The sequence below is a fragment of the Burkholderia sp. FL-7-2-10-S1-D7 genome (assembly GCF_001524185.1).
In the GTDB taxonomy this organism is placed as follows: domain Bacteria; phylum Pseudomonadota; class Gammaproteobacteria; order Burkholderiales; family Burkholderiaceae; genus Burkholderia; species Burkholderia diffusa.
This window is the reverse complement of the sequence record NZ_LOWY01000016.1, coordinates 112,198-125,383: the sequence shown is the minus strand read 5'-3', so window position 1 is coordinate 125,383 and position 13,186 is coordinate 112,198. Positions and strand designations below refer to the sequence as shown.

Here is a 13,186-nt window from a genome sequence, read left to right as displayed (position 1 = left end):
TATCTTCATTGAACGCGAGCCGAAAACGTTGCGATCAAAATTGACGGCATCATACTATTCAGGTTGAGATAATTCCCGGGGACGACAGGATGAAAGCCGGAGTAATTCACGCTAACCTTGACGGGCACATTGACCGCTGCGCTCGATGCCGGCGCGAGATCAGCTGCACATCCCGCGTCGTCAGAGCACGCAATACCGTTGACGGTTGTGTTAATTGTGATACCGCCTTGATTCAGAAATGAAGCAGCCGCCTTTGCTTGTGCCAACGTTGTTGTGTACGGGGTAGTTGTTCCTCTCTGAGAAGCAAAGGTCCGCACTGCAGACGACGCCGCATTACTCACCGCGATGAAATTGGCCAGGAGCCAGCCGAATTGCGCCATACCCAATAAAATCATAATAATAAATGGCATCGTTACCGCCATTTCGATGGCAGCAGATCCTTTTTGTGATTTCATAGTCGCGCTCCCCAGGCGAAATTACTGGATTACTTCAGTCATTGTAGATGTAATGTTCTTTGGCATGATGCTCGCCAACGCGCCCCAAGAGCCGGAATATAATGGATTGAGCGCATGCGCAATCGTTACTGTCACCGTTGAACCGGCCGACGGTGCATTAGCCATCGTTCCCAGCGCTGATTGGCAGGCTGAGTCCGATGCACAAGGCACCCCGTTCACGGACGTCGAAATGGTGATTCCGGTGTGAAATGGGCCCAGTGCATTTGTGACGCTAGCAACCGTGTCCGAATACGGACTCGAAAATCCGCGTTCGGCGGCAAATTGATGTGCTCCGACCGACGCCGCATGCGTCACGACAATAAAATTTGAAAACAACCAAGAGAACTGAGCGATACCAAGAAGTATCAGCAAGAGAACTGGGAGCAATAACGAAAACTCCAACGTCACGACTCCTCGCTGCACTTTCTTCTGCATGGCGGTCCCCGTTTGTCGTTCGATGGCGATGCGTGAATTCATTGACCACATTCACGCTATCTTGTTACGACTAGGCCATGGGTCCGATGCCAGATTCGTGCCAATGCGCGCCTTTCAAGGAGCAGATCGGCGTCCGTATCGTGTGAAGGTCTCAGCAGGTTCGACTTGTTTCGTGTCTGAAACGTGTTTTCCGCAAGAATCGACTACGCGGGCCGCTACCCGAAAGGAACGGCGGATTCGCCACAAGCAAGCCAGTGGCCGAGCTGAGGGGGGCACGTGACCTATCTGATGGCGGACTAATGCACGGGATGCATCTCGACGCAGTCAGCAAAAAACCTGCGTCCAGCTAGGCTCAATGTTTCAACGCTGAAACGTTAGTGGCTTCACACGAACACTTACAAATTGCAGGAGACGCGAGAACGATGATGCGTGAGCTTCTCCTGCGATCACGGGTCTCCCTGTACGCGCAATGCCGGCGCTACAGTCCGCGCCGGAGTCATCGATTAGAAAAGCCCTGCGGGCTGCGCCGCGTCGTCCCAACTGAAGATGATCAGCTCGTTTCGTTCTGCGGCCCTTCCGCCTCCGCCGACGGTGTACTGGATTGGCACCGTCTCAATATGAAACCCATCAAACACGCTCCGAATGTCGGGATGGTCGTTGAGGCTCACGATAGCGCGTCCCTTGATCGCACGGAGCTTTGCGGCCATCTTCTCGTACTCGCCGAAGGGGAAAGCAACGCCGTACCCCTCCGTCTCGTAGTACGGTGGGTCCAGGTAGAAGAGCGTATGCGGCCGATCGTATCGATCGATGCAGGCCGCCCAATCCAGCCGCTCCACGAACGTGTTCGCGAGCCGCAGGTGTGCCGCTGATAGCTCCTCCTCGATGCGCAACAGGTTCAGGCCGGGCGGCGTTGTCGTCGCGGTGCCGAACGTCTGTCCCTCCAGCTTCCCGCCAAAGCAACTTTTCTGCAGGTAGTAGGACCGTGCCGCACGCTGGATATCGGTAAGGGTTTCCGGAACCGTCTGCTTCAGCCATTCGAACACCTGCCTGCTCGTCAGCGCCCATTTGAACTGGCGCACGAACTCCTCCAGGTGATGCTGTACGACACGGTAGAGGTTGATCAGCTCACCGTTGACGTCGTTGATCACTTCAACCTTTGCCGGAGGGCGCAGAAAGTACAGCGCTGCACCGCCCGCGAACACCTCGACATAGCAGTCGTGTGCCGGAAAACGCGGAATTAGGTGGTCTGCCAGACGGCGCTTTCCGCCGATCCAAGGGATGATGGGATTTGCCATTATGAAAGCCGTTTTTAAACTTGGTGTAAAATCCGGCCCGCCTACGTAGGTAAGCAGGGCCTTGGCTGATTCACTGGCTAGATCAGTGGAAAGGCGACCGGGGGCAATGCGCGAACATTTCCTCGGTCGCCCTGTTTCTTTCGAGACCGCCCGGCCTCGATTGCCGCGCTACTGCGGCAGATTGGTTTGCGCGTCGCCGATCAAGGCGTCGTAACTGTGCTCGCACTGTTGACCGGCGATGCCGCGCTCGTCAGCGATTCGCGCGAACTCTCCCGCAGCCGCGTCAGCCCGGCCGAGCACGTCGGCAAGCAGATCGAGGGCGTCGCCGGTTGCCGTGCTTCCGGTCGAAGCGGCGGCACGCCGGACGTCGGCAACGAGTGCGGCGACTTGCTTGCGCAGGCTGACAGCAGCACCATCGGCAGCAGCCGCATCAGCGACCGCCTGATCACGTTCTTTCGCAGCATCAGTTGCGCCCCTCTGTTGTGCCACGCAGCAGCACCTCCAGGCACTGCGACTCGACGATGCCGAATGCGCTACCGATCCCGAGAGGCGCGATCGGCGGCAGATCCGGGATCGGCGAATACCCCGCCGTCAGCCTCCAAGACGCGCGTATGGCGCGGGACGAGGCGCGTGCGCTCCTCAAGAAAGGGCTGCATCCATCTCATGCGCGACAGGAAGTGCTGTCTGCTCGTATCAACGAAGGCAAAGCAACTTTCCGCGTCGTGAGCGACGAGTGGCTGAGGAAGAAGCGCAAGTCGTGGACTGAGCGGCACTATGGCGAGATCCTGCGCATGCTTGAGATGCACGCGTACCACCTATATCGGAAGCCGACCGATGCGCTCAATCACCGCGCACGACGTGCTGTCCTTGCTGCGCCGAGTCGAAGTGCGCGCCTTACCTGATCAGGCTCGGCGCACGAACCTACGCCACGACCTACGCTGGCTATTTCGAAGATCGACCGTTACCCACCGATCACCGACATCCAGCCGGCGCTTAGATCTGCTGCTGCCCGCCATCGACGAACAGCTCGATGCCGTTCACGAAGCTCGCGTCGTCCGAGGCAAGGAACAACGCAGCGCTTGCGATCTCTCCGGGCTCGCCGAGGCGCCCCATCGGGATCTGGGCAGCCAGGTAATCGGCAAGACCCTGGCGTTGGACTTCGTCGTCGCCGGCGAGGTCGAGCAAGCCGGGCGTGCGCGTCGCGCCCGGGCTGATTGTATTAACCCGGACGCGGCGATCCTTCAGATCGAGAATCCAGCTGCGTACGAAGGCGCGCACCGCGGCTTTCGACGCCGAATACACGCTGAACGCTGCCGTGCCTGCGCTGCCTGCCGTTGAACCGGCAAGAATCACCGACGCCCCCTCGGCGAGCAACGGCAACGCTTTTTGCACCGTGAAGAGCACGCCCTTCACATTGCGATCGAAGGTGTCGTCGTAGTGTTCCTCGGTGATGCTGCCAAGCGGCAGCATCGAACCGCCGCCGGCGTTGGCGAACAGCACGTCGAGATGCCCCTGTTCTTCCTTGATCTGCGCATACAGCGCATCGAGCTCACCCAGTTTTGTGGAGTCGACACGTACCCCCGTCGCGTTGCCGCCCGCTTCGCGGATGCCCTTCACTGCGGCATCCAGTTCAGCCTGACGGCGGCCGGTGAGGTAGACGTGCGCGCCTTCTGCCGCGAAACGCTGTGCGGTGGCGAGGCCGATGCCGCTGGTTGCGCCGGTAACGAGTGCAATCTTGTTGTCGAGCTTGCGTGCCATGGTGCTTCCCCTTTCGTTCGGTAAGTGGATGACTGCGTTCGGTGTTTCGTGCTGCGATGTGAGGAGAATATCGACGCCCACGGCTTATCGAAATAGAATTGATTGCAATCCAACATTGCAAAAATGAAAAGATGAGGGGAAATGGCGAAGCTGCCTGATTTCGAAGGACTTGCCATGTTCGCGAAGGTCGCGGAGGAAGGATCGTTCGCGGCCGCGGCACGCGCGATGGGCGTGTCGGTGGCGACAGTCTCGCGGGGCGTCGCCCGTCTCGAAGACCGGTTGGGCGCGCGGCTCTTCAACCGCACGTCGCGCCAACTCTCGCTCACCGAGTTCGGCCGGACGATCTGCGATAAGGCCGGAGAGATCTACCGTCAGGCCGAAGAAGCAGAAAGCTCCGCGCGCGAGATGTCGGTGCAGCCGCGCGGATTGGTGCGCCTGGCTGTACCGATGTCGTTCGGGCTGCGCTGGGTCGCACCGCTGCTGCCCGCGTTCTTTCGCGCGTATCCGGAGGTATCGATCGACCTGCATCTTTCGGATGCGTCAGTCGATCTGGTTGCCGATGGGTTTGACGCCGCACTGCGCATTGCCGCGCTGCCTGATTCGTCGCTGGTGGCACGACGCCTGTGCCCGGTCACACAATTCGTGGTGGCGTCGCCCGCGTACCTGAAGCGCGAAGGGCGGCCCGCGCATCCTCGCGAGCTGGTGGAGCGGCCATGCCTTTCATACGCGTATCGCGCGCGCAGCGATTTGTGGCGCTTCACGAATGCTGCAGGCGAGGAAGAGCCGGTCAAGCCGACCGGCCCGTTGCGCGTGACGAATTCCGATGCGCTGCTGCCCACGCTGCTCGACGGCCTCGCAATTGCGGAATTGCCCGAATTCATCGCCGGCGAATATCTGGCCGATGGCCGCCTTGAGGCGATCCTCACCGACTGGTCGCTGACGAAGGGCGGTCTTTACTTCGTCACGCCATCGGCGCGTGCACGTCCGGCGAAGGTGGCGGTGCTGTCCGACTATTTTGCGGAGCACCTCTCGGAGCCGTCATGGCGATGGCCGAAGTAACGCAGTGGCGAGGATGAGCCCACATTCTGGATGGCCGAGCGTCATTGCATTGCCGCAATGATGGATCTCAAGCAATTCCATTTCGCGAATATCGCCGCGCCCCGTATTGTCCTTCCCACACACTGGACGACACCAGGTCGAAGGTTATCGGCGACTGCTGATCGCTCCACGCCTCACGGTCGAACTGGGCAAGGTTCTCGAGCATAGAGTCAAGATAGTGCACCAGCACATTTGATGGCTCGCGCGCTAACGTGTCGCACATTTTCCCCCACCACGAACATTCGGCCAGTGGCTCCCCGTACGTGGACTAGCCTGAGACAGCGCTGTGGCCACACAGGTTGACACGCTGCTTCGTCGCGATCGTGCGGCTTGTCATTCAAGGGGAATAGTCGTGGTGAAGAGAACCTATCCATGAAGGAAAAGCATCGCTCGAGCCAGTCCAAGATGCGAAAAGAGCGCGCCGCTCAACCGAAGTACCAAAGCCAGCACGCACATCAGCAAGTTCCAAATATGGTGACCGAAAACCGTCGCGCAGATATTCCGCGCCGCGGCCACTCGTCAGTGCGCAACCACGCGATTGCGCCCGTCGCGCTTCGCCTGGTACAGCCGTTCATCGACCGCCCGCAGCAACGCATCGACCGTGCTCCCGTCGACACCGTACTGCGCGACGCCGACGCTGACCGTCACCTGCACGCGCTTGAAATCCAGCCCGAACGGCGAACTCGCGATCGACGAACGCACGCGCTCGGCCGTCATGCGCGCGCCTTCGAGCGGCATCTCGGGCAACAGCGCCATGAACTCCTCGCCGCCGACCCGCGCGAGCGCACCGGCCGGACGAATCGCCTCGAGACACTGGCGCACGACGCCGCGCAGCACCTCGTCGCCGATCTGGTGCCCGTACGCGTCGTTGATGTTCTTGAAGTTGTCGAGATCGAGCGCGAGCAGGCAGAACGGCGTGCCGTCGCGCTCCGCGCGCACGATCTCGCGCTCGACCTGCGCGATGAACTGGCGGCGGTTCGACGCGCCCGTCATCGGATCGGTCGCGGCCATGTATTCGAGCTTCTGGTTCGTGCGCCGCAACTCCTGCAGCGCACTCTCGGTGCGCGCCATCGATTCCGACAGCCGGCTCATCAGGTCTTCCTGGCTGTAGATCGCCGAGAACGAGCGCGTCGTCTGCAGCGCCTGCACGACGCCGTAGCTGAGCAGGAAGAACCCGCCCGCGAAGATCGCATGCGCGAGCCACCACATGTGGTTCCAGGGCTTGCCGAGGATGAACGCGAGCGACGACAGCGCGAACGCCATGATCGACACGCCGTAGATCACCATCAGCGGCGAACGGATGCGCCGCGCGAGCAGCATGCCGACGTTGAGCAGCGAAAACACCAGCGCGCCGCCTTCCATCGACAGTCGCGTGCCCAGCGCGCCCGCGACCGGCGAATACGCGATGTATGCGACCGCCACGTTGATGACCAGGAACAACACGATCCACGGCAGCCACGTTCGCGCGCGCGTACGCTTCTCGACCCGATCGGGCGGCTGCGAATACGACAGCAGGCCCGTCAGCAGCAGGATCGACATCACGAGGCGCGATGCGGGCCCGTACAGCAGGAACAGCCAGATGTTGTGATGCGCCATCCCGGTGAACAGGCCGTGCAACGAGTAGATCATCGCGAAGCCCAGAAAGCCGAGTGTCAGCCAGCGCAGGAGCGGCTCTCCGGACGACCGGTAGCACACCCACGTCACGTAGGTGACGAATGCACCCTCGAGGGTCGCGGCCGCGATCGCGATTTCATGGAAGGCGTGGTTCTCGAACACGACGTGCGGGTCGCTGAAGAACCACAGATAGGCGATCAGATAGGCTGGCAGCAATGCGAAGCCGACCAGCAGGCATTTCGCATAGAGCCTCGCGGCCGCGCTGACGACGCGCGGCGGTTCCCCGGCTGCATAGGTCGTGCTCAATTCGGTCCCCGTTCGGTCTGCTGCGTGGTTCGAACGTTCACGGTGCCGGACACGCGCGATGCATCGACTGCGCCGGCTACCGGAAACGCATCACGTGCGCCGGTGCGATGCACGCGTTGCCCCATCCCGCCGAAAGGCAAACGTCAGAGCAAGTATAGGAGCGACAATTCGTTTGACAAGTAAGGGGAAACGGCAGCATCGCACCGGCACCGTTTGCCTCCCGATCCTTTCGAATCGCATGCGACGGCCGCGGCTTGCGTCAACGCAGGCGGCAGCCGTCGGCCGACAAGCAAAAAAATCAGACGATTTCGAACAGGCCGGCGGCGCCCTGCCCGCCGCCGATGCACATCGTGACGACGACGTATTTCACGCCGCGCCGCTTGCCTTCGATCAGCGCATGGCCCGTCAGGCGCGCACCCGACACGCCGTACGGATGGCCGACCGCGATCGCGCCGCCGTTCACGTTCAGGCGGTCGTCAGGGATCCCGAGCGTATCGCGACAGTACAGCACCTGCACCGCGAACGCTTCGTTCAGCTCCCACAGGCCGATGTCGTCGACCTTCAGCCCCGCCTGCTTCAGCAGCTTCGGCACCGCGAATACCGGGCCGATGCCCATTTCGTCCGGCTCGCAACCGGCGACCGCGAAACCGCGAAACACGCCGAGCGGCTGCAGCCCTTCGCGCTGCGCGACATCCGCGTTCATCACCACGCACGCCGACGCACCGTCCGAGAACTGGCTCGCGTTGCCCGCGGTGATCACGCCGCCCGGCACGGCCGAACGGATCTTCGACACGCCTTCCAGCGTCGTGTCGGGCCGGATGCCTTCGTCGGCCGACACGGTAACCTCCTGCGTGAACAGCCGGCCCGTCGCCTTGTCGGCGATGCCCGCGCGTACTGTGATCGGCACGATCTCGTCGTTGAAGCGCCCGGCTTCCTGCGCGGCCGCGGCACGCAGTTGCGACCGCACGCCGTACTCGTCCTGCCGCTCCTTCGCGATCCCGTAGCGCTTCGCGACGTTTTCCGCCGTCTGAAGCATGTTCCAGTAGATCTCGGGCTTGTGCTCGACGAGCCAGCCGTCCTGGATCATGTGCCGGTTCATCTCGTTCTGCACGCAGGAGATCGATTCGACGCCGCCCGCGACATACACGTCGCCCTCGCCGGCGATGATCCGTTGCGCGGCGAGCGCGATGGTCTGCAGCCCTGACGAGCAGAAACGGTTCACCGTCATCCCCGGCACGCTCACCGGCAGCCCGGCGCGCAGCGCGATCTGCCGCGCGATGTTCGCGCCGGTCGCGCCTTCGGGGTTCGCGCAGCCCATGATCACGTCCTCGATGCGCGCGGGGTCGAGCTTCGCGCGTTCGAGCGCGGCCGCGACCACGTGGCCGCCGAGCGTCGCGCCGTGCGTCATGTTGAATGCGCCACGCCACGATTTCGCGAGCGGCGTGCGTGCGGTCGATACGATTACGGCTTCGGTCATGCGAGTCTCCTTCGGTCCTGCTTCATGTCCTGAATCGGATGGGAATGCGCTACGCCGTCGGGCGCGCGCCCGCGGACGTCACGTGTGCGACGCCCGCCGCCTGCATCTGTTGCCATGCGTGCGCGAGCGACCCGTTCAGGTCGATCGCACGGCACGCATCGTTGATCACGGCAGCCTCGAAGCCGGCCGCGCGCGCATCGAGCGCGGACCACGCGACGCAATAGTCGGTCGCAAGTCCGCAACACCACACGCGTTTCGCGCCGAGCTCGCGCAGATAGCCGGCGAGCCCCGTGCGCGTCGTGCGGTCGGCTTCGACGAACGCGGAGTAGCTGTCAACCTGCGCGTCGCCGCCCTTGCGGATCACGAGCCTCGCATGCGGGATGTCGAGGTCGCGATGCAGCGCCGCGCCTTCCGTGTCCTGCACGCAATGCACGGGCCACAGCACCTGCTCTCCGTACGGCAGCGCGAGCGTCGAGAACGGCTCGCGCCCCGGGTGATTCGCCGCGAACGACACGTGTTCGCGCGGGTGCCAGTCCTGCGTCAGCACGACCTGGTCGAAGCGTTGCGCGAGCGCATTGATCACCGGCACGACCGCGTCGCCGTCCGGCACCGCGAGTGCGCCGCCCGGCATGAAGTCGTACTGCACGTCGATCACGAGCAACACGTCGTCAGTGCGTTTCATTGCGTTTCTCCTTGCAAGACGGGTCGCGCCGTCACGCACGGCGTCAGCCGTTGAACCCGCGTCCGGCCTTTGCCAGTTCGACGATCGACGGCGCAAGCTGCCACGCGTCGCCGTTCGGTGCGGCCGCATAGCGGCGGATCGCGCGCTCGACGTTGTAGAGGCCGACCATGTCCGCATACAGCATCGGGCCGCCACGCCACAGCGGGAAGCCATAGCCGGTCAGATAGACCATGTCGATGTCGGACGCCTTCGACGCGATCTTCTCCTCGAGAATCTTCGCGCCTTCGTTGACGAGCGCGAACACGAGCCGCTCGACGATCTCGTCGTCGCCGATCTTGCGCCGCTCCACGCCGCGCTCCTTCGAATACGCGACGACCATCTCGTCGACGAGCGCCGAAGGCTTCGCCTTGCGCTCGCCCGGCACGTAGTCGTACCAGCCGCCGCCGGTCTTCTGGCCGAAGCGGCCCTGTTCGCACAGGCGGTCGGCGATCTTCGAGTAATGCAGATCGGGCTGCTCGACATAGCGGCGCTTGCGGATCGCCCAGCCGATGTCGTTGCCGGCGAGGTCGCTCATCCGGAACGGGCCCATCGCGAAACCGAACTTCTCGATCGCGCGATCGACCTGTGCGGGCAGCGCGCCTTCCTCGAGCATGAAGAGTGCCTGGCGGATGTACTGCTCGATCATCCGGTTGCCGATGAAGCCGTCGCACACGCCCGACACGACCGCCGTCTTGCGGATCTTCTTCGCGACCGCCATCACGGTGGCGAGCACGTCCTTCGCGGTCTGCGCGCCGCGCACGACCTCGAGCAGCTTCATCACGTTCGCCGGGCTGAAGAAGTGCATGCCGACCACGTCCTGCGGCCGCTTCGTGAACGCGGCGATCTTGTCGACGTCGAGCGTCGACGTGTTCGACGCGAGGATCGCACCCGGTTTCGCGACTTCGTCGAGCTTCCTGAACACCTGCTCCTTCACGCCGAGTTCCTCGAACACGGCCTCGACGATCAGGTCCGCATCCTTCAGGTCGTCGTAGGACAGCGTCGGCGTGATCAGCGCCATGCGTGCGTCGAGCTTCTCCTGCGTGAGCTTGCCCTTCTTCACCTGCGCATCGTAGTTCTTGCGGATCGTCGCGACGCCGCGCTCGAGCGCTTCCTGTTTCGTCTCGAGCAGCGTGACGGGCAGGCCCGCGTTGACGAAGTTCATCGCGATCCCGCCGCCCATCGTGCCCGCGCCGATCACGCCGACGCGGCGGATCTCGCGCAGCGGCGTATCGGCCGGCACGTCGGGAATCTTGCTCGCCGCGCGCTCGCCGAAGAACGCGTGGCGCAGCGCCCGGCTTTCCGGCGTCATCATCAGCGCGACGAAGCCCTCGCGCTCGGCGATGCTGCCCTTGTCGAAGCCGTTCAGCACGCCGGACTCGATCGCGTCGATGCACTTGTGCGGCGCGGGGAAATTCGGCGCGGCGGCCCGCGCGGAATTACGCGCGAACTGGATGAAGCCCGCCGCGTTCTCGTGGACGATCTTGCGATCGCGCACGCGCGGATGCGGCCCCTGCCGCGCACCGACCTTGCGCGCGAACGCGACGGCCGCGTCGAGCAGATCGCCGTCGGCCATCTCGTCGAACAGCCCGCTCTTCGCAAGCTGCTCCGACGGTACCGGCGCGCCCGACACGATCATGTTCAGCGCCGTTTCGAGGCCCACCGCACGCGGCAAACGTTGCGTGCCGCCCGCGCCGGGCAGCAAGCCGAGCTTCACTTCGGGCAGCGCGACCTGCGCGCCGGGCGCCGCGACGCGATAGTGCGCGCCGAGCGCGAGCTCCAGACCGCCGCCCATCACGACGCTGTGCAGCGCAGCGACGACCGGCTTCGCGCTCGCCTCGACCGCGCGGATCACGGTGTGCAGCGTCGGCTCCTGCAAGGCCTTCGGGGTATTGAATTCGGTGATGTCGGCGCCGCCCGAGAACGCGCGGCCCGCGCCGGTCAGCACGATCGCCGTGACCGACGGATCCTGCGCGGCGCGATCGAGCGCGTCCATGACGCCCTGGCGTGTCGACAGGCCGAGCCCGTTGACGGGCGGATTGTTGAGCGTGATGACGGCCACGCCGTCGCGAGTCGAGTAATCCACTGCCATCTGCCTGCCTCCATGCATCGCGCGCCGGGGTGGCTGCGCTTCATTGTGCGCGGTCGAACGGCCGCATGTCCGGATCGAACGGAGGCAGCATACAACGAAAAAGCACGGTCGTTCAATTTGATTTTTTCACCGATCCGGGGGCCGGATCGGGAGACCGCGCGGCGGGCCGTCGCCGGCCGCGGCTTACGGCTCGCAGACCGCCGTCGGCAGCACGTAGTCGCGGAACGTCTCGCGCAGCTTCAGCTTCTGCAGCTTGCCGGTCGCGGTGTGCGGCAGCGATTCGACGAACACGACGTCGTCGGGCACCCACCACTTCGCGACCTTGCCCTCGTAAAACGCGAGCAGCGCGTCACGCGTCAGGTTCGCCCCTTCGCGCGGGACCACGACGAGCAGTGGACGCTCGGTCCATTTCGGGTGCGCGCACGCGATGCAGGCGGCTTCGGCGACACCCGGGTGCGCGATCGCGACGTTCTCGATGTCGATCGAGCTGATCCACTCGCCGCCGGACTTGATCACGTCCTTGCTGCGGTCGGTGATCTGCAGGAAGCCGTCGGGGTCGATCGTCGCGACGTCGCCGGTCGGGAACCAGCCGCCCGACAGCGGCGACGTATCGCTCCTGAAGTAGCGATCGATCACCCACGGCCCGCGCACCTGCAGTTCGCCGAACGCGACGCCGTCCCACGGCAATTCGTTGCCGTCGTCGCCGACGATCCGCATGTCGACACCGCAGATCACGCGCCCCTGCTTCTCCAGCAACCGGCGCTGCGCGTCGAGCGGCCGCTGCGACTGCGCCCAGTTCAGCGTCGCGAGCGTGCCGAGCGGCGACAGCTCCGTCATCCCCCACGCGTGGATCACGCGCACGCCGTATTCGTCCTCGAACGTGCGCAGCATCGCGGGCGGGCACGCGGAGCCGCCGATCACCGTGCGGTTCAGCGTCGAGAAACGCACGCCGGCCTCGCGCATGTAGTTCAGCAGCCCGAGCCACACGGTCGGCACGCCCGCGGAAAACGTCACGCGTTCGGCCTCCATCAGTTCGTACAGCGACTTGCCGTCGAGATCCTTGCCGGGCAGCACGAGCTTGGCGCCCGTGAGCGGCACCGCATAAGGCAGCCCCCACGCGTTCACATGAAACATCGGCACGACGGGCAGCACGGCGTCGAGCGCCGACAGGTTCATCGCGTCGGGCAGCGCGGCGCCGTATGCGTGCAGCACCGTCGAGCGATGCGAATACAGCACGCCCTTCGGGTTGCCGGTCGTGCCCGACGTGTAGCACAGGCCGGACGCCTGCAGCTCGTCGAGACGCGGCCAGTCGTAGCGGCCGTCCTCGGCGTCGACGAGCGTTTCGTAGCACAGGTACGGCGTCGCGCCGGACGGCAGGTGCGCGGCGTCGGTCATCGCGATCCAGCCTTTCACGTGCGGACACTGCGGCGCGATCAAATCGACCAGCGGCGCGAAATTGATGTCGAAGCAGACGTAGCGGTCTTCCGCGTGATTGACGATGTAGGCGATCTGCTCGGGAAAGAGGCGCGGGTTGATCGTATGGCACACGGCGCCCATCCCGCCGATCCCGTAATACGCCTCCAGATGCCGGTAGCCGTTCCAGGCCAGCGTGCCGACGCGGTCGCCCGATTCGACGCCGAGCCGCGCAAGCGCCTGCGCGAGCCGCTTCGCGCGCTGCTCGCAGTCGCGGTACGTGTAGCGATGCAGGTCGCCTTCCACCCGCCTCGACACGATCTCCGTGTCGCCCGCGTAACGCGCAGCGTGCGCGATCAGCGACGACACCAGCAACGGCATGTCCATCATCTGGCCCAGCAACGGCTTACCCATCGTCTTGTTCTCCCGGAAGGACGCGAATCGGTGACCAGCCTCGAAGCGGTGCGCCAGTTTGCGGCCCCGGAC

The 13,186-nt window shown here is 64.0% G+C and carries 12 protein-coding genes; 2 read left to right on the top strand and 10 right to left on the bottom strand.

What is annotated here, in order from left to right:
* Nucleotides 1-5: 5 nt before the first annotated feature.
* The 4 genes from WS75_RS31705 to WS75_RS31695 form a co-directional block, all read right to left on the bottom strand.
* On the bottom strand, nucleotides 6-455 hold the full coding sequence (locus tag WS75_RS31705; RefSeq protein ID WP_082729535.1) for a TadE/TadG family type IV pilus assembly protein: 450 nt from the start codon (nucleotides 453-455) through the stop codon (nucleotides 6-8).
* 21 nt (nucleotides 456-476) lie between these two features.
* On the bottom strand, nucleotides 477-971 hold the full coding sequence (locus WS75_RS31700; protein WP_179948889.1) for a TadE/TadG family type IV pilus assembly protein: 495 nt from the start codon (nucleotides 969-971) through the stop codon (nucleotides 477-479).
* 461 nt (nucleotides 972-1,432) lie between these two features.
* Nucleotides 1,433-2,224: a DNA adenine methylase gene (locus tag WS75_RS08325; RefSeq protein WP_059680060.1), complete on the bottom strand. Its 792-nt coding sequence runs from the start codon at nucleotides 2,222-2,224 to the stop codon at nucleotides 1,433-1,435.
* A gap of 168 nt (nucleotides 2,225-2,392) precedes the next feature.
* The gene (locus tag WS75_RS31695) at nucleotides 2,393-2,713 is read right to left on the bottom strand and encodes a DUF2514 family protein (RefSeq protein WP_179948888.1); all 321 of its coding nucleotides are present in this window, start codon (nucleotides 2,711-2,713) and stop codon (nucleotides 2,393-2,395) included.
* Between the two features lie 32 nt (nucleotides 2,714-2,745).
* Between WS75_RS31695 and WS75_RS08315 the strand changes: the two genes are divergently transcribed.
* Nucleotides 2,746-3,126: an integrase arm-type DNA-binding domain-containing protein gene (locus tag WS75_RS08315; protein ID WP_082729532.1), complete on the top strand. Its 381-nt coding sequence runs from the start codon at nucleotides 2,746-2,748 to the stop codon at nucleotides 3,124-3,126.
* Between the two features lie 91 nt (nucleotides 3,127-3,217).
* On the opposite strand, the gene WS75_RS08310 is transcribed toward WS75_RS08315, so the two are convergent.
* Entirely contained in the window at nucleotides 3,218-3,982 is a 765-nt protein-coding gene (locus WS75_RS08310; RefSeq protein WP_059680057.1) for an SDR family NAD(P)-dependent oxidoreductase, read from the bottom strand.
* Between the two features lie 141 nt (nucleotides 3,983-4,123).
* On the opposite strand from WS75_RS08310, the gene WS75_RS08305 reads away from it, so the two are divergent.
* On the top strand, nucleotides 4,124-5,041 hold the full coding sequence (locus WS75_RS08305; RefSeq protein WP_059680056.1) for a LysR family transcriptional regulator: 918 nt from the start codon (nucleotides 4,124-4,126) through the stop codon (nucleotides 5,039-5,041).
* Between the two features lie 558 nt (nucleotides 5,042-5,599).
* Here the strand turns inward: WS75_RS08305 and WS75_RS08300 are convergent.
* The 5 genes from WS75_RS08300 to WS75_RS08280 all read right to left on the bottom strand — a co-directional run bounded on the left by WS75_RS08300 (nucleotide 5,600) and on the right by WS75_RS08280 (nucleotide 13,114).
* Entirely contained in the window at nucleotides 5,600-7,000 is a 1,401-nt protein-coding gene (locus WS75_RS08300; RefSeq protein ID WP_059680055.1) for a sensor domain-containing diguanylate cyclase, read from the bottom strand.
* A 298-nt stretch (nucleotides 7,001-7,298) separates the two neighbouring features.
* Nucleotides 7,299-8,477, bottom strand: a complete 1,179-nt coding sequence (locus WS75_RS08295; RefSeq protein ID WP_059680054.1) for an acetyl-CoA C-acyltransferase — start codon at nucleotides 8,475-8,477, stop codon at nucleotides 7,299-7,301.
* 49 nt (nucleotides 8,478-8,526) lie between these two features.
* Nucleotides 8,527-9,159, bottom strand: a complete 633-nt coding sequence (gene pncA / locus WS75_RS08290; RefSeq protein ID WP_044843660.1) for a bifunctional nicotinamidase/pyrazinamidase — start codon at nucleotides 9,157-9,159, stop codon at nucleotides 8,527-8,529.
* A 43-nt stretch (nucleotides 9,160-9,202) separates the two neighbouring features.
* Complete coding sequence (locus WS75_RS08285) at nucleotides 9,203-11,287, bottom strand: 3-hydroxyacyl-CoA dehydrogenase NAD-binding domain-containing protein (RefSeq protein ID WP_059680053.1); 2,085 nt, start codon at nucleotides 11,285-11,287, stop codon at nucleotides 9,203-9,205.
* Nucleotides 11,288-11,470: 183 nt separating this feature from the next.
* On the bottom strand, nucleotides 11,471-13,114 hold the full coding sequence (locus WS75_RS08280; protein WP_059680052.1) for a 3-(methylthio)propionyl-CoA ligase: 1,644 nt from the start codon (nucleotides 13,112-13,114) through the stop codon (nucleotides 11,471-11,473).
* Between the last annotated feature and the right edge of the window lie 72 nt (nucleotides 13,115-13,186).

Excerpts from the sequence above, each read along its gene's own strand:
- WS75_RS08310 (WP_059680057.1), bottom strand. The coding sequence starts at position 3,982 with ATGGCACGCAAGCTCGACAACAAGATTGCACTCGTTACCGGCGCAACC.
- pncA (WP_044843660.1), bottom strand. The coding sequence starts at position 9,159 with ATGAAACGCACTGACGACGTGTTGCTCGTGATCGACGTGCAGTACGAC.
- WS75_RS08280 (WP_059680052.1), bottom strand. The coding sequence starts at position 13,114 with ATGGGTAAGCCGTTGCTGGGCCAGATGATGGACATGCCGTTGCTGGTG.
- WS75_RS08285 (WP_059680053.1), bottom strand. The coding sequence starts at position 11,287 with ATGGCAGTGGATTACTCGACTCGCGACGGCGTGGCCGTCATCACGCTC.
- WS75_RS31700 (WP_179948889.1), bottom strand. The coding sequence starts at position 971 with ATGAATTCACGCATCGCCATCGAACGACAAACGGGGACCGCCATGCAG.
- WS75_RS31705 (WP_082729535.1), bottom strand. The coding sequence starts at position 455 with ATGAAATCACAAAAAGGATCTGCTGCCATCGAAATGGCGGTAACGATG.
- WS75_RS08315 (WP_082729532.1), top strand. The coding sequence starts at position 2,746 with ATGCCGAATGCGCTACCGATCCCGAGAGGCGCGATCGGCGGCAGATCC.
- WS75_RS08295 (WP_059680054.1), bottom strand. The coding sequence starts at position 8,477 with ATGACCGAAGCCGTAATCGTATCGACCGCACGCACGCCGCTCGCGAAA.
- WS75_RS08305 (WP_059680056.1), top strand. The coding sequence starts at position 4,124 with ATGGCGAAGCTGCCTGATTTCGAAGGACTTGCCATGTTCGCGAAGGTC.
- WS75_RS08325 (WP_059680060.1), bottom strand. The coding sequence starts at position 2,224 with ATGGCAAATCCCATCATCCCTTGGATCGGCGGAAAGCGCCGTCTGGCA.